The sequence below is a fragment of the Streptoverticillium olivoreticuli subsp. olivoreticuli genome (genome assembly GCF_003391135.1).
Taxonomy (GTDB): Bacteria; Actinomycetota; Actinomycetes; order Streptomycetales; family Streptomycetaceae; genus Streptomyces; species Streptomyces blastmyceticus.
The window spans coordinates 5,508,312-5,528,159 of the sequence record NZ_CP031455.1 but is presented as its reverse complement, the minus strand read 5'-3'; the positions used below and the strand labels follow the sequence as shown (position 1 = coordinate 5,528,159).

Here is a 19,848-nt window from a genome sequence, read left to right as displayed (position 1 = left end):
TCGCGAAGCCACTGGCGCGCCAATTGACGAGGACTGTCAATCGACGGCCCGACCTGCGAAAAGAGAGGCACGATGAGCACATGAGCGTGGACATCGACATCACCGGACTGCCGCTCGAGCGCATCCAGTTCTGCCCCTCGCCCCTGGCGGAACTGGGCGCGATGCTGCACGCGCTGGCCGAGCCCGGGCACCACCCGGGGCTGCACGCCTGGGCCACCACCACCGCCTCCTCGCTCAAGCCGGACCTCGCCGACCGGCTGACCGAGGCGGACTTCCTGTGGCGCTCCACGCGTTCGGACATCCTGCTGCCGGCCGTCCCCCGGGCCACGCTCGCCGAGGAGCTCGACGACCTCGACCTGATGGACGACGAGACGTTCACGTCCGCGGCCTTCGAGGTCACCTGCACCTCCGGCTACGAGAAGGGCTGGCCGTCGCCGCTGGTCGACTCCAGGCAGCGGGCGCGGGTGCTGGAGCTCTCCGCCGCGCGCGGGCCGCGGCAGGCGGCGTTCGCGGAACGGATGCTGGAGACCCCCGATGTCCTGCGCGCCTGGCTGCGGCGCCTCTTCGAGGACTGCGAGCAGGCGTTCTTCGGTGACAACTGGCAGCGGGTCCGGGTGCAGCTCGCCACCGACGCCCGGCACAAGGCCGACCTCCTCCAGCACAAGGGCCTCGCGGAGGCCCTCACCGCGGTCTCCCCCGCCGTCTCGCTCAGCGAGGACCGGTCCCGCATCGTCGTCGACAAGCTGGCGAACGGACGGACCACCGCGGCGTACGGGCAGGGGGTGATGTTCCTGCCGACCGCCTTCGGCTGGCCGCACCTCTTCGCCGTGCACCGGGCCGGGTGGAAGCCGGTCATCCAGTATCCGGTGACCGCCACCGAGCTCCCCCAGCCCACGGCCCCGCACCTGGTGCAGCAGCGGCTGGAGGCCCTCGCCCACCCGGTGCGGATGCGGCTGTGCCGCACCCTCGCGCGCGGCCCCCACACCACGGGCGAGCTGGCCGCGGCGTACAACCTGACGCCGCCCGAGGTGTCACGGCACATAGCCGTGATGAAGAAGGCGGGGCTGCTGAGCACGCGGCGGCGCGGGCGGTACGTGCTCCACCAGCTGGATCTGACGACGGTGGCGCGCCTGGGGAGCGACTTCCTGGAGACGGTGCTGCGGTGACGCGCTCCAGGTGACGGGCCCCGGGGCCGCCCGCCTACACCACCTCGTAGATCCGCCCCGTCTGGCGGCCCTCGACCGAGCGGACATAGGCGTTCGCGACACGGCTGAGCGGTACGGACTCCATGCCGGGGAAGAACGCGCCGTAGGCGTCGAGGGACTCGGTGACCACGGTCGGGCTGACGGCGTTGATCCGCTGCGGCGGGAGCTCGATCGCGGCGGCGCGCACGAAGGCCTCCACCGCGCCGTTGGCCGCGGAGGCCGCGGCCCCCGCGAGGATGGGCTCCTGGGTCAGGACGCCGCTGATCAGGGTGAAGGACCCGGCCGGGGACAGGTGCCGCGAGCCCTGCCTAACGAGCTCGATCTGGCTCAGCGCCTTGCCCCGGAAGGAGGCGGCGACATCGTCGGCGGTCAGCTCGCCGAGCGGCTTGAAGACGGCGTCGCCCGCCGCGCACACGACCGCGTCCAGGCCGCTCCCGCCCGCCACCCGCTCGTAAAGCCGCCCCACGGCTTCGGGGTCGGTGATGTCGCAGACCACGTCGCCGCCCGTACGGCCGACGGTGATCACGTCGTGGCCGCGCCCGGCCAGTGCCGTGCGCACCGCGCCGCCCAGGGTGCCGGAGGCGCCGACAAGGAGAATCTTCATGCTGTCCATCCAGGGAGTCATTGGGAAGCAACAGGAACGACTCCGACGCTAGTCAGCCCCTCACACACCCGGAAATGCCTTCTGCGCAGCGACTATGCTCCCCACGCATGGATGTGGAACTGCGTCACCTCAGGGCATTGGTCGCCATCGCCGACGAAGGCACCGTCACCGCCGCGGCCACGCGCCTGCACCTGACCCAGCCCGCCCTGTCCCGTACGCTCGCCCAGCTCGAACAGCGGGTCGGGGTCCGCCTCGTCGAGCGCTCGTCCCGCCACCTTCTCCTCACTCCGGCCGGCCGGACCCTGCTGGAGCACGGCCGGGCGATCCTCTCCCACATGGACGCGGCCCTCGCCGACACGGCGGCCGTCTCCCGCCCCCTGCGGATGGGGTACAACTGCGCGGTCCTCGGGCAGCTCACCGTGCCGCTGCTGCGCTCCTGGCGTCAGGAGCACCCGCACATCCCGCTGGAGCTGCGCCGGATGGACAACCGCACCGCCGGGCTCGCCACCCGCGAGGTCGACGTGGCGATCCTGCGGGTCCTGCCCACCGACCCCCGCATCCACGCCGAGGCGCTCTATCTGGAGGAGCGCGTCGCCGCGCTGCCCGACGACCACCCGCTCGCCGGCCGGGACGCCGTCACCCTGGCCGAGCTCCGCGTCGAGACGCTCGCGGTCTGCCCTGAGACCGGCACCGCGGGCGTCGAGCTCTGGCCGGTGGAGCTGCGCCCGAGCCGTACGACGGAGGTCCGCAACGTCGACGAGTGGCTGACCGCCGTCTCCGCGGGGCAGGCGATCGGCCTGGCGGCGGCGGGCACACGGGAGAGCCACGCGCACCCCGGGGTCCGCTATGTCCCCGTCACCGACGCCCCGGCGGCCACGGTCTATCTCGCCCGCCCCGCCCAGCCGACGCACCCGGGCACGGACGACTTCCGGGAGGCGGTGCGCGCCGTCGTGTGCGCGTAGGCAGGGCGCCGCCGCTACTGCACCGCTCCCCCGCCCGCCCGGACGAGGCCGCTCTCGTACGCGAGCACCACGACCTGCACCCGGTCCCGCAGCCCCAGCTTGGTGAGGATCCGTCCCACATGGGTCTTCACGGTGGCCTCGGACAGCACCAGCCGTGCCGCGATCTCGCCGTTGGACAGCCCCTGCGCCACCAGCAGCATCACCTCGCGCTCCCGCTCGGTGAGCCTGCTCAGCTCCGCGCTCGTGGGTTCGTTGCCCGCGCTGGGCAGCATCGGGGTGAAACGGTCCAGCAGCCGGCGGGTCGTACTGGGCGCGACCACCGCGTCGCCGCTGTGCACGGCCCGGATCGCGCCCAGCAGTTCGGCCGGGGGCACGTCCTTGAGCATGAAGCCGCTCGCGCCGACCTTCAGCGCGGAGAAGGCGTATTCGTCCAGGTCGAAGGTGGTCAGGATCAGCACCTTCGGCGGGTTCTCCTGCGCGCAGATGCGGCGGGTGGCCTCCACGCCGTCCAGGCGCGGCATGCGCACGTCCATCAGGACGACGTCCACCTCGGTCCCGGCCAGCACCTCCAGGGCCTCCGCACCGTCCCCGGCCTCGGCGACGACGTCCATGTCGGGCTGGGCCGCCAGCACCATGCGGAAACCGGTGCGCAGGAGCACCTGGTCGTCGACGAGCATCACGCGGATCGACATGCGTGGTCCCTTTCCTCGGTGTTCATCAAGTCTGCCAGCGCTGACAGTTTTCGATCAGGTTTGATCAGCATGTGGTCGCCGTGCCTCCGTCACCCGTCGGACGGTCAGCGGCCGCCCGGTTTGATCGGCAGCAGCACGCTGATCCGGAAGCCACCGCCCGGCCGCGGCCCCGCGTCCAGGGTGCCGCCGACCATCCCGACCCGCTCGCGCATGCCGATCAGGCCGTGCCCCATGCCGTCCGCGCCCCCCGCCTCGTACAGCTCCTGCTGCGCGCCCCGGCCGTCGTCCTCGACCAGCAGGCCGAGCCCGTCGTCGAAGAAGGTCAGGCGCACGCTCGCGCCCGCGCCCGGCCCGCCGTGCTTGCGGGTGTTGGTGAGCGCTTCCTGCACGATGCGGTACGCGGTCAGCTCCACGCCGCTCGGCAGCGGCCGCGGCGCGCCCTCGACCTGGAACTCCACCGGCAGCCCCGCGCCGCGCACCTGCTCGACGAGGTCGCCGATCTGCTCCACGTCGGGCTGCGGCACGTACTCACCGCCCTCGCCGCCCTCCTCGGTGCGCAGCACGCCCAGCAGCCGGCGCATCTCGGCGAGCGCCTGGCGGCCGGTGCCGGAAATGGTCTCCAGGGCCTGCTTGGCCTGCTCGGGCGAGGCGTCCAGGACATACGCCGCGCCGTCGGCCTGGACCACCATCACCGAGACGTTGTGCGCGACGACGTCGTGCAGCTCGCGCGCGATCCGCGCCCGCTCCGCGACCACCGCCATCCGCGACTGCTGCTCGCGCTCCTTCTCCAGCCGCGTGGCCCGCTCCTCCAGCTGCGCCCAGTAGGCGCGACGGGTGCGCATCGAGTCGCCGAGCACCCAGGCCAGGACGAACGGAACGGTGGTGAAGACCGTCCCGATGACGCTGGTGGTCATGGACTGGTCGGGGTCGGCCCACCGCAGTTGGGCGAGTGTCGGCGCGATCAGACCGCCGATCAGGGCATAGCGGGACGCCCAGCGGGTGTTGCCGGACGCCACCGTGTAGATGATCACGAGCATCGCGAAGTCGGCGATGCTCTGCCCGGTGTCGAAGACGAGCTGGGCCACCCCCACCGCCGTCGCCAGCAGCAGCATCTTTTCCGGCCAGCGCCTGCGCAGCGCGATCACCGTGCACAGCGCGAGGTCCACGACCCCCCTGACGAGGCCCGACGCGTGCCCGGACCCCGTCGACTGCTCGGCGATGGTGATCGCACTGAGCCCGAGCAGCAGGACGGCCCAGAAGCTGTCCACACCCGTCGGGTGCCTGCGGAGAAAGTCGTAGAGGCGCTGCACGTCACCCAGCGTAGGCACGTCGCGTACGTGCCGGGGTCAACCGGACGATCGATCCGACGACGCCCCGCCTACTCCCCAAGGTGGAGGCGGCGTGCCCACCAAGGGCGCATAGCGTGTGCGTATGGCAAGCGGAACAAGAACGTGGCGCGCCGCCACGGAGGCCGCCCTGTACGGCCCGAACGGCTTCTACCGGCGTCCCGAGGGGCCCGCCGGGCACTTCCGTACCTCCGTGCACGCCTCGCCGCTCTACGCGGGGGCCGTCGCGGAACTCCTGCGCCGCGTCGACGCGGTGCTGGACCATCCGGCGGAGCTGGCGTTCACGGATGTCGGCGCGGGCCGTGGCGAACTCCTCACCGCCGTGCTCGCGCGGACCGCGCCCGAGCTGGGCGCGCGACTGCGCCCGTACGCCGTGGAGCGCGCCGAGCGCCCCCCGGGGATCGACGAGCGCATCACCTGGCTGGGTGACGTCCCCGAGGGCGTGGACGGGCTGCTCTTCGCCAACGAGTGGCTGGACAACGTGGCGGTCGACGTCGCCGAGGCGGACGCCGAGGGCACCGCCCGCCAGGTGCTCGTCCAGGAGGACGGTGAGGAGCTCCTCGGCGAGCCGGTGTCCGGCGCCGACGCCGCCTGGCTCGCCCGCTGGTGGCCCCTCGACGGCGCGCCGCCCGGCAGCCGGGCCGAGATCGGCCTGCCGCGCGACGCCGCCTGGGCACGGGCGGTGCGCAGCCTGCGGTCCGGGCTGGCCGTCGCCGTGGACTACACGCACCGGCACGACGCCCGCCCGCCGTTCGGCACGCTGACCGGCTTCCGGGAGGGACGTGAGGTGCGCCCGGTGCCGGACGGCTCGTGCGACATCACCGCGCACGTCGCCCTGGACGCGTGCGCGGGCCCCGGCGGCTCCCTGCTGACCCAGCGCGACGCCCTGCACGCCCTCGGCGTCGACGGCAGCCGTCCCCCGCTGTCGCTCGCGTCGTCCGATCCGGCCGCCTACGTACGGGCGCTGGGCGCGGCGGGCGAGGCGGCGGAGCTGACGGCGCCGGCCGGTCTCGGCGGCTTCGGCTGGCTCGTGCAGCCGGTCGGCGACGCCTGCGCCGGGCTCCTGGAGCCCGCCCACGGCCACCCGGACGGGGAAGGCTGACAAACTACTCCCCATGTCCCCTACCTCTGAGACGACAGTCGGCATCGGCGGCGCGGCGGAGAGCACCGACATGGTGCTCAACATCGGGCCGCAGCACCCGTCCACCCACGGTGTGCTGCGGCTGCGGCTCGTTCTCGACGGGGAGCGGATCCAGCACGCCGAGCCGGTCATCGGCTATATGCACCGGGGCGCGGAGAAGCTGTTCGAGGCGCGCGACTACCGGCAGATCATCATGCTCGCCAACCGCCACGACTGGCTGTCGGCCTTCTCCAACGAGCTCGGGGTCGTGCTCGCCGTGGAGCGGATGCTTGGCATGGAGGTCCCCGAGCGCGCCGTGTGGACGCGCACGCTGCTCGCCGAGCTGAACCGGGTGCTCAACCACCTGATGTTCCTCGGCTCCTACCCCCTCGAACTGGGCGGGATCACCCCCGTCTTCCACGCCTTCCACGAGCGCGAGCAGCTCCAGACGGTGATGGAGGAGGTCTCCGGCGGCCGGATGCACTACATGTTCAACCGCGTCGGCGGCCTCAAGGAGGACCTGCCCGCGGGCTGGCTCGCCCGGGCCCGGCACGCGGTGGCCGACGTCCGCTCGCGGATGGACGTCTACGACCGGCTCGTGCTCGGCAACGAGATCTTCCGCGGGCGCACGCGCGGCGTCGGCGTGCTCTCGCGCGAGGCGGTGCACGCGTACGGGGTCAGCGGGCCGATCGCCCGTGCGTCCGGCGTGGACTTCGACCTGCGCCGTGATGAGCCGTACCTCGCGTACGGCGAGCTGCGCGACACCCTGAAGGTCGTCACGCGCGAGGACGGCGACTGCCTGGCCCGCTTCGAGTGCCTGCTGGAGCAGACGCACAACTCGCTGGAGCTGGCGGAGGCGTGCCTGGACCGGATCGCGCACCTCGCGCCCGGCCCGATCAACCAGCGGCTGCCCAAGGTCCTCAAGGCGCCGGAGGGCGCGACCTACGCCTGGACCGAGAACCCGCTCGGTCTCAACGGCTACTACCTGGTCTCCAAGGGCGAGAAGACGCCGTACCGGCTCAAGCTGCGGTCGGCGTCGTTCAACAACATCCAGGCGCTGACCGAGCTGCTGCCGGGGACGCTGGTGGCCGACATGGTGGCGATCCTGGGCTCGCTGTTCTTCGTCGTCGGCGACATCGACAAGTAGCGCGGAGAAACGAGAACCCCCGGTGGGACGCCCACCGGGGGTTCTCGTGTACTGCGCCGGGCTACGAGATGGCGCTGCGCAGCTCCACGACGTCTATCTGCTCGGTCTCGTCGTGCGCGGTCAGGTCGATGACGCCTCCTTTGGCGTCGTCGCCACCGGCCTCCGCGGCCTCGGCCTCGGCGAGCGCCTCCTCGCCGACGACGTCCGCGAGGTCGGTCTCCTCGACGGGCCGAGCGGCGGCGGGAGTCCGCTGGGTGCCGAAGAAGTCGAAGCCGCCCTGCGCACGCGACGCGGGGCGCCGGGCGGGGCTCTGCTGCGGCACGACGGCGGCGGCGGGCCGGGTCGCGCGGGGCGCGCTCATGGGAGCCGCGGCGTCCTCGGGGCGCTCGGCGTCCTCAGCGGGCGCGGTGTTCGTGGCGGGTGCGATGTCCTCGGCGGGCGCGATGTCCGTGGCCGCGGTGGCGTCCTGGACGCCCTCGACCTCTTCGGCTTCCCCGGCGGCCGGGTCGGGCTCGGTGGTGTGCGGGGCGGACCCGGTGCTCTCGGGTGCCGTGCGCTTCCCGACGGCCTCGGCGTCACCGGTGGCCTTCGCGCCCGTGCGCCTCTTGGCGGCCCTGGCCGCGTCCGCGGCGCTCAGGATCTCGCCGGTGCCGGCCTCCGGCCGCCCGCTCGGGGGCACGGCGTCGGCCGGCTGCACCAGGGGCGTGTCCTGGGCGGGCTCGGCCGCGGACTCCGCGTCCCGCTGGAGCGTCGCGTTCCGCTCCAGGTCGCGCAGTGCTTCCGCCGCCTTGCGGTACGCGGAGGCGGCGACGGCGGACCCCGCCGTACCGGCCGAAGCCGCGGCGGACTCCAGCGCCTTCGCGCTGCGGGGCGCAGCGCCCCGCGCCTGGCGCCGGCCCTCCAGCGCGCTGGCCCGCCCGGTCTCGGCCGCGGCGTAGCGGCGCAGCAGGTCGGCGTGTTCCGTACGGAGGCGGGCGAGCTCGGCGCGCTTGCCGCGCAGCTTGGTCTCCACCTTGGCGCGGGCGGCGCGGGCTTCCTCCAGCTCCGTCTCCAGCTCGGCGATGCGCTCGTCGGTCTTCCACTCCTCGCGCACCCGGGCGGCGCTGAGCTGGGCGACCCGCTTCCCGGCGGCGCGGTCCCAACGGCGCATCAGCACGGCGCCGACCACCGCGGCGGCGGCAGCCGCCGCGGCGAGGCCCCGGATGACGACCGTTTCACCTACCACCCAAGCACCGGCGGCAGCGGCGACCGATGTCGCGGCGACCGTCGATGGGGGAAGGAGCCGGTGCAAGGGCTGTGAATGGCGGTGGCGTCCTCGTGGCATGGCCTGAAACTTACCGTGCGTCGCCTCAGGAGTGTGACTCCACCACCAAACTCTTCCCTTGATCTTACTTCTCTCCTACTTCTTCTCCCCCGTCAGCAACCCCTTGTCCTTGAGGTACTGAGCCGCCACATCCGCGGGCTTGAGCCGCTGCGCGTCGACCTTCTTGTTGAGTTCGGTGAGATCGGCCGTGGTCAGCACCCTGTTGAGCTTGCCGAGGGCATCGGCGATCTTCTGTGTGCCGGCCTTCTTCGCATTCACGACGGGCAACACGTTGTCGGAGTTCTGGAGCTTCTTGTCGTCCTCCAGGAGAACAAGGCCGAACTGTTCGAGCGTGGCGTCCGTGGTGGTGGTCAGCACCATCTGGTCCTTGCCCGACTTGACCGCCTGCTTGGCCTGCGTGCTGCCGACCTCCAGCGGGTCGATGCCGGTGACGTCGATGCCGTACGTCTTCTCCAGACCCGGCTGGCAGAAGGGCCGCTGGGGGCATTCGTCGCCCGCCGCGAGCTTGATCCGCTCCTTTGCCGTGCCCAGGTCGGAAAGGGTCTTGAGCTGGTGTTTCGCGGCGAACTCCTTGGTGACCGCGAAGGCGTTCTGGTCGACGGCCCGACCGGCGTCCAGCACCTTGAGGCCACGCGGCTCGGCGAGTTTACGGAGCGCCTTCACCGTGGCGTCCGCATCGGCCGAGGCGACCGTGGGAGCGTCCTTGCCGTTCTGCTTCTTGTTGAGGAATTCGGCGAGTGTCGCCGCATACTCCGGGACGACATCGATCTTGCCGTTCTCCAGCTCCGGTTCATAGAGCTCGCGGGCGTCGACGGTCTTGATCGACGTCGAATATCCGGCGTCCTTCAGCAGCCCCGCATATATCTCGGCGAGCACCTTGGACTCGGTGAAGGAGGCCGATCCGATGACCAGCGAGCCCTCGCCCGGCCGGCCGGACGCGTCCCCGCCGCCGGACTTCTCCAGGCTGTCGCCACCGCAGGCGGCCAGACCCGCCGTCAGGGTGGCGACGCCCGCCGCCGCCAGCAGCGCGCGCGTGGTCCGCGCTCGACGCGGGGTCCTGCTCATGGGGAACTCCATCCACTCGGTCGGACGTCCGGTGCGCCCGGACGGCCCTTGATCGGTCGTCATTCCCGCCGTCGCGCAAGGGCGGACGGGACAGGGGTGTCACACGGCACTGCCCACCGCGGGGACGGCGTCGGCGGGCGCCACCGGGCCGTCGCCGCCCGCCGCCCGGCCGGCCGTCCGCCTCGCCCTGCGGCGCACCGGGTCCAGCAGCCGCTCCAGGACCACCAGCACGCCTTCGACCAGCAGCGCGAGCACGGCCACCAGCAGCGCGCCGGACACCACTTGAGCGGTGTCGGTCAGCCGGAAGCCCGCCGTGATGATCCGGCCCAGGCCACCGCCGCCGGGCAGCGCGGCGAGCGTGGTCGTGGCCACCACCTGCACCGCGGCGGTCCGCACCCCGGTCGCTATCAGCGGGAACGCGAGCGGCAGCTCCACCCGGCCGATCAGCTGACGGCCGGTCATGCCCATGCCGCGCGCGGCCTCGACCACGTCCCGGTCGACCTCGCGCATCCCGACGTACGCGTTGGTGAGCAGCGGAGGGATCGCGAAGAGCACCAGCGCGATGACGGTCGGCCATGAGCCATGCGTACCCAGCGGGCTGAGCAACAACAGCACCAGCACCGCGAACGTCGGCACGGCGCGCCCCGCGTTGGAGACGTTCACCGCGAGGGCACCGCCCCGGCCCACGTGCCCCAGCAGCACCGCGACGGGCAGTGCGAGGGCACAGGAGATCGCCAGGCAGACGACGGTCAGGAACAGGTGCTCGCCGAGCCGGTGCCACACGCCGTCCGTGCCGGACCAGTGCGAGCCGGTGGTCAGCCACGTCCACGTACGGTCGATGACGCCCATCACAGAGCCCCCTCGGTGACCGGCCGCCCGCCCGCTCCCCTGCCACGGCGCTTCGCCTGCTTGCCCGCCCGCGCCCAGGGGGTCAGCAGCCGCTGCACGAACAGCAGCACGAGGTCGGCCACGATCGCCAGCGCCACGCACAGCACCGAGGCGGTGAGCACCTGCGCCTTGAAATAGCTGTGCATGCCCTCATAGATGAGATTGCCGAGGCCGCCGTAGCCGATGATGGCGCCCACGGTGGTGAGCGAGACGGTGGAGACCGTGGCGATCCGCAGCCCGGCCATCAGGGCGGGCAGCGCCAGGGGCAGCTCCACGCCGAAGAGCAGGCGCAGCGGGCCGTAGCCCATGCCGCGCGCGGCCTCGCGGGCCTCCTCCGGCACCGAGGCCAGGCCGGCCAGGATGTTCCGCACGAGGACCGTCAGCGAATAGAGCACCAGGCCGGTGACCACGACCGACACCGACAGCCCGAAGACGGGCACCAGCAGCGAGAACATGGCCAGCGACGGCACCGTGTAGAGCACGGTGGTCAGGCCGAGCACCGGGCCCGCCGCGGCCCGCCACCTCCGGGCCAGCAGCGCCAGCGGGAAGGCGACGAGCACGCCGATGGCGACCGAGGCCAGCGTGATCCCGATGTGCTGGAGCGTGGCGTCCGTCAGCTCGTGGCCGCGGGTCCGCAGATATTCGCCGCAGATCCACTCGTTGGTGACCAGGCAGTTCTGCCCCGCCATACGCTCTCACCTCCCCCTGGGCATTGACCGTCGGTTACTGGCGACCCTAACCCCGGGCACTGACATTCGAGTCCGGCGCCACACAACGGCAACAATGTCGGGAGCGAGTACGGCCAGAATGGGGAACCATGATCCGCTTCGAGCACGTCACCAAGCGCTACGCCGATGGCACCACCGCCGTGGACGACCTGTCCTTCGAGGTGGCGGAGGGCGAGCTGGTCACGCTCGTCGGACCGTCCGGCTGCGGCAAGACCACCACCATGAAGATGGTCAACCGGCTGATCGAGCCGACCAGCGGCCGGATCCTCCTCGACGGCGAGGACATCGCGACCGTCGACCCCGTCGAACTGCGCCGCCGGATCGGCTACGTCATCCAGCAGGTCGGCCTCTTCCCGCACAAGACCGTGCTCGACAACACCGCGACCGTCCCGCACCTGCTCGGCTGGCAGCGCAAGAAGGCCCGCGCCCGCGCCGCCGAACTGCTCGACCTCGTCGGGCTCGACCCGTCCGTCTACGGCGACCGCTACCCCGAACAGCTCTCCGGCGGGCAGCGGCAGCGCGTCGGTGTGGCCCGCGCGCTGGCCGCCGACCCGCCCGTCCTGCTGATGGACGAACCGTTCGGCGCGGTCGACCCGGTGGTCCGCGAGCACCTCCAGAGCGAGTTCCTGCGGCTCCAGTCGCAGGTGCGCAAGACGGTCCTCTTCGTCACCCACGACATCGAGGAGGCGGTCCGGCTCGGTGACCGCATCGCGGTCTACGGCAACGGGCGCATCGAACAGCTCGACCCGCCCGCGGCCGTGCTCGGGGCGCCCGCCACGCCGTACGTGGCCGACTTCGTCGGCGCCGACCGGGGCCTCAAGCGGCTCTCCGTCACCCCCATCGAGTCCGGCGACCTCGAACAGCCGCCCGTCGTCCACCTCGACGACCGGGTGCGCGACGCGGCGGCCCGGCTGGAGGAGGAGGGGGCGCGCTGGGCGGTGGTCCTGGACCGCGCGGACGGGCTGCACGGCTGGGTCTCGGCGGAGGCGCTGTCCGGCGCGCCCGACGGCGGTACGGTCCGGAACCACTCCCGGCGCATGGACGCGTGGCTGCCCGTGGGGGCGTCGCTGAAGCAGGCGTTCAGCACGATGCTCCAGCACGACGCGGGGTGGATCGCCGTCCTCGACGGCGACCGGGCGGACCACTTCGTGGGCGTCCTGACCCCGGCCCGCCTGCACGAGGCCCTGCGGCGGTCGACGGCGGCGGACGCGCTCGGCGCCGCGCGCACGGAGGTGTCGGTGGAGACGGTGGCCGACGCGTAGCCCTTGCCCTTACGGGGGGCCGTTCTTGGGTGCGGGCCGCCTGCCGCCTGCGGCGGGGGCGGCCTGCGGCCGCGTCCTCAAATGGCGGACGGGCTGATTTCAGCCCGTCCGCCATTTGAAAAGCTACGCCCGGGCCGAGCCCGTCCCGCCCTCTTCGTCGTCGTCCTCCGGAAGCCGGCAGACCCGCTCCAGGAAGAACGCCGCCACGACGACGCAGACAGCGGCCAGGACGGACGCCCCGGCGTAGATCGTCTGGTCCCGGCGGGCCGGGTTGTTGTCCAGGCCGGCCAGCAGCAGGAACGTGCCCACGCCGCCGTACATGCCCGCGACCAGCGCCGCGACCAGCGCGCTCGCCTGGCCGAAGACCACCGCGCGGGCGGCCACCAGCGGGTCGACGCCCTTCGCGCCGGGGCGCCGCTCGCGCTGCGCCCGCAGCCGGGCGCGCAGCGAGAGCGCCGTCGCGGCCAGCACGACGGCGATGACGGCCAGCACGATGGGGGCCGCCACGGGCACGCTCGGCAGTGTGCCGAAGGCGTCCCACAGCCGGGCGCCCGCCCAGGACACCACCCCGGCCACGACGAACAGCCCGGCCAGCACCCTGACCCGCAGTTGCTTCACCGGTTCGCTCCTCCGTGAGCAGATCGCGGAGCAGGTCGCTCCGCGCCCTCGCCCCTCATCTCGTACGTCTCTCGGCCCAACGCCTACTCGGGCAGTCGCAGTTCCAGGTCCACCCGCGGGGCGACCCCGTCGAGACCGACCTGGGCCAGCAGCTCGACGACCGCGCCGCGCCCCGGGACCACGGCCTCGGGGTCCACGTCGTGCCACGGCGCCAGCACGAAGGCACGCTCGTGGGCGCGCGGGTGCGGCAGCGTGAGGACGGGGTCGTCGGAGAGGACGTCCTGATAGCTGACGATGTCGACATCCAGCGTCCGCGGGCCCCAGCGCTCGTCGCGCACCCGCTCGAAGGCCTCCTCGATCGCGTGCCCGCGCTCCAGCAGCGAGTCCGGCGGGAGGGTGGTCTTCACCAGGACGACGGCGTTGAAATACGAGGGCTGGGTGCCCGGCTCGACGCCCCACGGCTCCGTCTCGTAGACCGGGGAGACCGCCTTGACCCGCACGCCGGGCGTGTCCTCCAGCGCGTCGATGGCGCCCTGGAGGGTCTCCAGGCGGTTGCCGAGGTTGCTGCCCAGCGAGATCACGGCCCGCTTGGGGTTGCTCAAGGTCACATCTGCGGCGTCCACCTGCTCCACCACGGAGGCGGGCACCGGCTGCACGGTCGGGTCGCTGCTGCTCATACTCGGCTCCGGGTAATAGTGATCGTCACATCGTCAAAAGGCACGGTGATGGGGGCGTCGGGCTTGTGCACCACGACCTCCACCTCCCGCACCGCTTCGTGCTTGAGACACACCTGGGCGATCCGCTCGGCGAGGGTCTCGATCAGGTCGACGGCTTCCCCCTGGACGACGTCGACGACCTCCTCCGCCACCACGCCGTAGTGCACGGTCTTCGCGAGGTCGTCGGTGGCCGCGGCGGGCCGGGTGTCCAGACTCAGCACCAGGTCCACGATGAAGGTCTGGCCCTCTTCGCGCTCCCGGGGGAAAACCCCGTGGTGCCCGCGGGCCTTCAAGCCGCGCAGCGCGACACGATCCACACGAATCACTCCTGCTGGTCGTCGGTATGCCGGGTGCGCACCGGCCACTGCCGGCACATCGCCCGTCCCCCGTCGGCCGGGGTACCCACTTCGAATCTACCTGCGAGCACCGACAGTGCTCGCACCCGGACGTCAGGGGGCGCTGTCGACATGTGACGACATTTGCGGATGTTTAAGGACGCCACAGAGCTTCACGGACAGGAACCCCAACGCCGCCGACCGGTCGCGCCGCGCTTGCCCCCGGCTCCGTGCCTCACCCCTACCCGGCCATCAAGCACCCCGAACGAGTGGCTTCCGAATGCCCGGCGCTGACGCCAGGGCGCCGGTCACGCCCCTTCCGGACCGTCCGCGCCCTCTCTGCCCTCCGGGCCGTCCTCCTCCTCGTCGTCACGCCCCGCGAGCACCGGCGAGCCGTGGTGGGACCACACCTTCCACTCCTCGCCGACCCGCCGGAAGGCGTTGGTCGCCACGACCAGCTGGCCCACCAGCGGCCCCAGCTCGCCCTCCGCCTCGGACGGGCCGCCGCTGAGGATGTTCTCGGTGCAGGTCACCAGCGCCGTGTCACCGGCCACCGCGACCTCGACGTCCGTCAGGAAGAACTGGATGTAGTCGGTGCTCGCCATGATCAGCGCATACGACCGGAGCACCTCGGTCCGCCCGCGCAGCACCGGCCAGCCCGGGTGCACACAGGACACCTCGGCATCGGGGTCGTCCAGCCACAGCCGCCCCATGGCCACCGTGTCGCCGCGCTCCACCGCCTCGTACAGCGCGGTGTTCGCCAGCTCGACCCGCTCGGCGTCCGTACGGGCCGCGCTCACTCGGCCCCCTCGGCGCCCGGGGCGCCCGCCGGCTCGGCCACCATCGCCACCCCCGCCGTCTCGGCCGCCTGGTCCACGGCCCGCACCACCCGCACCGCGTCGGCGCTCGCCCGCACCTCGTGCACCCGCACCGCCCACGCGCCCTCGCGCGCGGCGATCGTCGACACCGCCGCCGTCGCCGCGTCCCGCTCCCGCGCCGGCGGCGGGCTGCCGCCGTCGTCCCCGGCCAGCACCCGGCCGAGGAAGCGCTTCCGGGAGGCGGCCACCAGCATCGGCAGCCCCAGCTCCCGGCGGAGCCTGGCCAGCTGGGCGACCAGGGCCAGGTCGTGGTCCGCGGTCTTCGCGAAGCCCAGCCCCGGGTCGACGACCAGCCGCTCCGGGTCCACCCCCGCGGCGACCACCGCGTCCAGCCGCTGCCGCAACTCGCCGAGGACCTCGCCGACCACGTCGCCGTAGACCGCCCGGTTGTTCATGTCCGCGCTGAAGCCGCGCCAGTGCATCACCACGAACGGCACCCCGGCCGTGGCCACCACCGGCACCATCGCCGGATCCGCGAGGCCACCGCTCACATCGTTGACCAGCGCCGCGCCCGCCTCGACGGCCGCCTCCGCGACCGAGGCGCGCATGGTGTCCACGGACACCACCACCCCCTCGGCCGCCAGCCCGCGGACCACCGGGATCACCCGGCGCAGCTCCTCGCGCTCGTCCACCCGGGCCGCGCCCGGCCGGGTCGACTCGCCGCCCACGTCGACCAGGTCGGCCCCCTCGGCGGCCAGGTCCAGACCCCGCTTGACCGCCCCTTCGGTGTCGAACCAACGGCCGCCGTCGGAGAACGAATCGGGCGTGACGTTGACCACGCCCATCACCGCACAGCGGCCCCACTCCGGCAGACCGACCGGCCCGAATCGACCGCGCAACGTACTCATGCCACCAGCCTAGGGCGTGCGGTGAAGGGCGCGCCGCCCGCCCGGAGGCCGGTCCGGCGAACTCCGGCCGCCTTCGACATATGACGAAGGCCCCGCCCGACCACCCTTCCCGGACGGTCGCCCGGGGAAGGGTGGTCGGACAGGGCCTCGGGCCTGTGCCGTACGGTCACGCGGCGCGCGTGACCTCCGCGACGGAGACCTTCTCGTCGTCCATGCACGGCTTGGGCTCGGCCGGGCGGCGGCGCAGCAGGCGCGGCAGCTCCAGGAAGCCCTCCGCCTGCATCATCGCGAAGCCGATGCGCGGCAGGTCGCGGTTGTTCGGGAAGACGATGAAGCGCGGCTCCCAGCGCGGCCGGAACTTCTCGTTGAACTTGTACAGCGACTCGATCTGGAACCAGCGCGAGAGGAAGACCAGCACCGCGCGCTGGACCCGGACCACCGGGCCGGCGCCGAGCTTGCCGCCGCGCTCCAGGGCGGAGCGGAAGAACGCGAAGTTCAGCGACAGCCGCTTGATCTTCAGGTCGGGCGCGGCCTGCAGGAAGGCGACGATGAGCAGCTCGTTCATGCCGGGGTCGGCGCTGCGGTCGCGGCGCATCAGCTCCAGCGACTGGCCGTCCGGGCCCCAGGGCACGTAGTGCTGCATGGCCTGCAGGTCGCCGAAGGGACCGGGCTCCTCGCCCTCCTCCGGCGCCTTGTGGGCGGTGGCGATGACGGCGTCGAGGTCCTTGGGGTCGCCGATGCGGCCCAGGGCCATGGAGAAGCCGCGCTCGTCCTCGGTGTCGCGCCAGGCCTCGGCGGCCTTCTGCACGGCCTCCAGCTCGGTGGGGCTCAGCTCGCCGACGCGGCGCACCTTGGTCTCGTAGCCGTTGCGCTCGATGCGCTTGACCATCTGGCGGACGTTGCGCATGGCACGCCCGGTGAGGGAGAAGTCGGCCACGTCGACGATGGCCTCGTCGCCCATCTCCAGCGCGTCAAGGCCCGTCTCGCGGGTCCAGACCTCGCCGCCGGTCTCACTGCAGCCGGCGACCGCCGGGGTCCAGGAGTGGCGCTTGGCGAGCTCCATGAACTGCTCGATGGCGCCCGGCCAGGCCTCCACGTCACCGATGGGGTCACCGCTGGCGAGCATCACACCGGAGACGACGCGGTAGGAGACCGCGGCCTTGCCGGACGGGGAGAAGACGACGCTCTTGTCGCGGCGCAGCGCGAAGTGGCCGAGCGAGTCGCGCGCACCGTGCTTGGCGAGGAGCTCGCGCAGCCGGTCCTCGTCCTCCTCGGTCAGCACCGCGGCCGGGTAGGCCGGGCGGAAGGCGAGGTAGGCGGTGGAGGCGACGGTCAGCAGGCCGAGCGCACCGAGGGAGTAGCCGACGGTGTAGTCGACGCCGTGGGTGTAGCGGATCGAGCCCTCGAAGCCGAAGAGGCCCCAGATCACGTGCTCGATCTGCTCGACGACCGACGGGTCGCCGACCATCCGCTTGTACTGCGAGCCGACGATGATCCACCCGAGGGTGAAGCTGACGCCACCCATGATGATGAAGTTCGCCACCGCCTTCCAGCGGCTGCGCGGGTCGGGCAGGGCCGTGAAGGAGGGCTTGTGCCAGACCAGGTAGGCGAAGAGCGCCAGCGAGCAGATCGTGCCGATGATCGAGTGGCGGTAGATCAGCTGGGCGGCCGCACCGATCGGCAGGACGACGACGGCGGCGAGCCAGGCCCGCTGCTTGGCGCGCTTGAGGCCGTGGGCCAGCATCAGCATCAGGATGCCGACGACGATGGACCCGGCCGCCGCGAGCTGGGTCACCGTACCGGGCAGGACCTCGGCCCACGTGTGGAACTTGCTCCAGCGGAGCCGAGGGACGACTCCGGCCACGATGTTGAGCAGGCCGATGATGATGCCGACCCATCCCACCACGGTCGGCACGCTCTCGGGCCGCGGCCCCTTGGCGATACGCGCAAGCCTCGACAGTCGCTTGGTTCCCTCGGGAACCCCATCGGACTTTTTGCCATCTACCCTGACAGACATCTCTTCCCGTCGTCCTGTCGAGTGGTCCTGCGCCTTCTGGCGGCAGCGCCCGGACAATGTGCGCCCTGTAGGACGACGGTTTCGGGGTTGAGGTTCCGCCGGGGCCGAGCCCGGAAAGAAGTAACCATTCCGCGGCCCGCGGCGGGCCGCTCGGCAGAAAGCACCTCATGGGTCTCACCAGCATGGCGGTTCTGCTGCTTGCCATCGTGGCGGCGGTAGTGCTCTTCGCGTTGACCATTTGGCTCTGGCCCCGACTGGGGAAGAAGAGCGTCGGATCGGTCCTGGGCCGGTTCGGCATGATGCTCGCCACCCAGCTGACGCTCTTCGCCGCGATCGGTCTCTGGGCGAACCAGTCCTTCGGCTTCTTCGCCTCCTGGGCCGACCTCTTCGGCATGGAGAAGGGCCAGGGCGTGGTCGTCGACCACAGCGCCGGCAGCAAGCCGGTCGAGGTGACCGGCATCCAGCAGGTCAAGGGCCACGGCTCGGTGCCCTCGATCGCCGGCAAGGTCGAGAAGGTCAACATCAAAGGGCCCGAGTCCAAGATCGTGAGCCCGGCCTTCGTCTACCTCCCGCCGGAGTACTTTCAGCCGCAGTACGCCAACAAGACCTTTCCCGCCTCGGTCGTCCTGACCGGCTTCCCCGGCACCGCCGAGGCGCTGATCAAGGGCCTGCACTACCCGCAGGAGGCGCAGAAGCTCGCCAAGGCGAAGAAGATGCAGCCCACCATCCTGGTGATGATGCGTCCGACCGTCGCCCCGCCGCGTGACACCGAGTGCATAGACATACCCGGCGGCCCGCAGACCGAGACCTTCTTCACCAAGGACCTGCGCAAAGGGCTCTCCGAGCAGTACCGCATCGGCCTGAAGCCCGCGAACTGGGGCGTGATCGGTGACTCCACCGGTGGCTACTGCGCGCTGAAGTTCGCCATGCGTCACCCGGACTCCTACGGCGCCGCCGCCGCCCTGTCCGGCTATTACGTGGCCGCCCAGGACGCCACGACCGGCAAGCTCTTCGGCGAAGGCAAGCAGAGCAAGCAGCTGGAGAAGGAGAACGACCTGATGTGGCGGCTGAAGAACAAGCCGCTGCCGGCCGTCTCCCTCCTGGTGACCAGCAGCAAGCAGGGTGAGCACAACTACGGCGACACCCTGAAGTTCATCGACGCCGCCAAGAAGCACCCCACCCGCGTCTCCTCGATGATCCTGGACAGCGGCGGCCACAACTTCAACACCTGGCGCCGTGAGATCCCCGGCACCCTCCAGTGGATGGGCAGCCGCCTCAGCGCCTGACCCCCACCGCATACGTAAAAGAGCTGCCCGCCGCGACCGAGGTCGTGGCGGGCAGCTCTTTTACGTACCTGCCGTCAGCGGGCCATGATCAGGCTCATGGCCTCGGCGCGGGTCGCGGGGTCGCGCAGCTGGCCCCGTACGGCCGAGGTCAGGGTCTTGGCACCGGGCTTGCGGATGCCCCGCATGGACATGCACATGTGCTCGCACTCGATGACGACGACGACTCCGCGCGGCTCCAGGATCTCCATCAGCGAGTCCGCGATCTGCGTGGTCAGCCGCTCCTGGACCTGCGGGCGCCGGGCGTAGACGTCCACCAGGCGGGCCAGCTTCGACAGGCCCGTGATCTTGCCGCTGGTCGCGGGGATGTAGCCGACGTGCGCCACGCCGTGGAACGGCACCAGGTGGTGCTCACAGGTGCTGTACACCTCGATGTCGCGGACGAGCACCATCTCGTCGTGCCCGAGGTCGAAGGTCGTGGTGAGCACCGACTCCGGCGCCTGCCACAGGCCCGCGAATATCTCCTTGTACGCGCGCGCCACCCGCGCGGGCGTCTCGCGGAGCCCCTCGCGGTCCGGGTCCTCACCCACGGCGATCAGCAGCTCACGGACGGCGTTCTCGGCCCGCTTCTCGTCGAATACGCCGATGGAGCTCTCGGCGTCCAGCGTCACCGGGTCGGTCATGGAGTTGCCTCGTTCTCTCATGCGTACGTTCGGGCCGACGGCGGCCCACAAGCGGAAAGCCGCGCCTCCCAGGCTAATAACCTGGGTGACGCGGCATCCATTCCGGGCCCTGTGATGCTGCCCGGCT

The 19,848-nt window shown here is 71.9% G+C and carries 20 protein-coding genes; 6 read left to right on the top strand and 14 right to left on the bottom strand.

Annotated features, from left to right (window positions below):
• Positions 1-80: 80 nt before the first annotated feature.
• Complete coding sequence (locus DXZ73_RS24395; protein WP_116213196.1) at positions 81-1,166, top strand: DUF5937 family protein; 1,086 nt, start codon at positions 81-83, stop codon at positions 1,164-1,166.
• A 34-nt stretch (positions 1,167-1,200) separates the two neighbouring features.
• On the opposite strand, the gene DXZ73_RS24390 is transcribed toward DXZ73_RS24395, so the two are convergent.
• Entirely contained in the window at positions 1,201-1,809 is a 609-nt protein-coding gene (locus DXZ73_RS24390) for a short chain dehydrogenase (RefSeq protein ID WP_116215821.1), read from the bottom strand.
• 107 nt (positions 1,810-1,916) lie between these two features.
• Between DXZ73_RS24390 and DXZ73_RS24385 the strand changes: the two genes are divergently transcribed.
• On the top strand, positions 1,917-2,771 hold the full coding sequence (locus tag DXZ73_RS24385; protein ID WP_116213195.1) for a LysR family transcriptional regulator: 855 nt from the start codon (positions 1,917-1,919) through the stop codon (positions 2,769-2,771).
• A 14-nt stretch (positions 2,772-2,785) separates the two neighbouring features.
• Here DXZ73_RS24385 and DXZ73_RS24380 read toward each other — a convergent pair whose 3' ends face one another.
• Together DXZ73_RS24380 and DXZ73_RS24375 are read right to left on the bottom strand one after the other, a co-directional pair.
• Positions 2,786-3,463, bottom strand: a complete 678-nt coding sequence (locus DXZ73_RS24380) for a response regulator (protein ID WP_116213194.1) — start codon at positions 3,461-3,463, stop codon at positions 2,786-2,788.
• A 104-nt stretch (positions 3,464-3,567) separates the two neighbouring features.
• Positions 3,568-4,773 carry a sensor histidine kinase gene (locus DXZ73_RS24375; RefSeq protein ID WP_116213193.1) on the bottom strand — a complete coding sequence of 402 codons (1,206 nt, stop codon included), beginning with the start codon at positions 4,771-4,773 and terminating at the stop codon, positions 3,568-3,570.
• 121 nt (positions 4,774-4,894) lie between these two features.
• Between DXZ73_RS24375 and DXZ73_RS24370 the strand changes: the two genes are divergently transcribed.
• Complete coding sequence (locus tag DXZ73_RS24370; RefSeq protein WP_116213192.1) at positions 4,895-5,911, top strand: SAM-dependent methyltransferase; 1,017 nt, start codon at positions 4,895-4,897, stop codon at positions 5,909-5,911.
• Positions 5,912-5,924: 13 nt separating this feature from the next.
• Positions 5,925-7,076 carry an NADH-quinone oxidoreductase subunit D gene (locus DXZ73_RS24365; RefSeq protein WP_116213191.1) on the top strand — a complete coding sequence of 384 codons (1,152 nt, stop codon included), beginning with the start codon at positions 5,925-5,927 and terminating at the stop codon, positions 7,074-7,076.
• Between the two features lie 61 nt (positions 7,077-7,137).
• Here DXZ73_RS24365 and DXZ73_RS24360 read toward each other — a convergent pair whose 3' ends face one another.
• The 4 genes from DXZ73_RS24360 to DXZ73_RS24345 form a co-directional block, all read right to left on the bottom strand.
• Entirely contained in the window at positions 7,138-8,301 is a 1,164-nt protein-coding gene (locus DXZ73_RS24360) for a hypothetical protein (RefSeq protein ID WP_338059136.1), read from the bottom strand.
• A gap of 174 nt (positions 8,302-8,475) precedes the next feature.
• Entirely contained in the window at positions 8,476-9,465 is a 990-nt protein-coding gene (locus tag DXZ73_RS24355) for an ABC transporter substrate-binding protein (protein WP_116213189.1), read from the bottom strand.
• A gap of 99 nt (positions 9,466-9,564) precedes the next feature.
• Complete coding sequence (locus DXZ73_RS24350; protein WP_116213188.1) at positions 9,565-10,314, bottom strand: ABC transporter permease; 750 nt, start codon at positions 10,312-10,314, stop codon at positions 9,565-9,567.
• Positions 10,314-11,042, bottom strand: coding sequence for an ABC transporter permease (locus tag DXZ73_RS24345; RefSeq protein WP_116213187.1), 729 nt, complete (start codon positions 11,040-11,042; stop codon positions 10,314-10,316). Before DXZ73_RS24345 ends, DXZ73_RS24350 begins: the two co-directional genes overlap by 1 nt.
• Positions 11,043-11,170: 128 nt before the next feature.
• Here DXZ73_RS24345 and DXZ73_RS24340 point away from each other — a divergent pair, with 128 nt between their 5' ends.
• Positions 11,171-12,343 (top strand): ABC transporter ATP-binding protein, encoded by a 1,173-nt coding sequence (locus DXZ73_RS24340; RefSeq protein WP_116213186.1) that lies wholly within the window; start codon positions 11,171-11,173, stop codon positions 12,341-12,343.
• Positions 12,344-12,466: 123 nt separating this feature from the next.
• Here DXZ73_RS24340 and DXZ73_RS24335 read toward each other — a convergent pair whose 3' ends face one another.
• From DXZ73_RS24335 to DXZ73_RS24310, 6 genes are all read right to left on the bottom strand, one after another.
• Entirely contained in the window at positions 12,467-12,961 is a 495-nt protein-coding gene (locus DXZ73_RS24335) for a DUF3180 domain-containing protein (protein ID WP_116213185.1), read from the bottom strand.
• Between the two features lie 83 nt (positions 12,962-13,044).
• Positions 13,045-13,638 carry a 2-amino-4-hydroxy-6-hydroxymethyldihydropteridine diphosphokinase gene (gene folK, locus DXZ73_RS24330; protein WP_116213184.1) on the bottom strand — a complete coding sequence of 198 codons (594 nt, stop codon included), beginning with the start codon at positions 13,636-13,638 and terminating at the stop codon, positions 13,045-13,047.
• Positions 13,635-13,994 (bottom strand): dihydroneopterin aldolase, encoded by a 360-nt coding sequence (gene folB, locus DXZ73_RS24325; RefSeq protein WP_116213183.1) that lies wholly within the window; start codon positions 13,992-13,994, stop codon positions 13,635-13,637. Before folB ends, folK begins: the two co-directional genes overlap by 4 nt.
• Positions 13,995-14,320: 326 nt before the next feature.
• Complete coding sequence (locus DXZ73_RS24320; protein ID WP_116213182.1) at positions 14,321-14,812, bottom strand: nuclear transport factor 2 family protein; 492 nt, start codon at positions 14,810-14,812, stop codon at positions 14,321-14,323.
• Positions 14,809-15,738, bottom strand: a complete 930-nt coding sequence (folP, locus tag DXZ73_RS24315) for a dihydropteroate synthase (RefSeq protein WP_116213181.1) — start codon at positions 15,736-15,738, stop codon at positions 14,809-14,811. The genes DXZ73_RS24320 and folP overlap by 4 nt, the downstream gene beginning before the upstream one ends.
• A gap of 166 nt (positions 15,739-15,904) precedes the next feature.
• Positions 15,905-17,755, bottom strand: coding sequence for a phosphatidylglycerol lysyltransferase domain-containing protein (locus tag DXZ73_RS24310; RefSeq protein ID WP_116213180.1), 1,851 nt, complete (start codon positions 17,753-17,755; stop codon positions 15,905-15,907).
• Positions 17,756-17,922: 167 nt separating this feature from the next.
• On the opposite strand from DXZ73_RS24310, the gene DXZ73_RS24305 reads away from it, so the two are divergent.
• Complete coding sequence (locus DXZ73_RS24305; RefSeq protein WP_116213179.1) at positions 17,923-19,041, top strand: alpha/beta hydrolase; 1,119 nt, start codon at positions 17,923-17,925, stop codon at positions 19,039-19,041.
• Between the two features lie 74 nt (positions 19,042-19,115).
• On the opposite strand, the gene folE is transcribed toward DXZ73_RS24305, so the two are convergent.
• Positions 19,116-19,721, bottom strand: coding sequence for a GTP cyclohydrolase I FolE (gene folE / locus DXZ73_RS24300; protein WP_116213178.1), 606 nt, complete (start codon positions 19,719-19,721; stop codon positions 19,116-19,118).
• Positions 19,722-19,848: the final 127 nt, after the last annotated feature.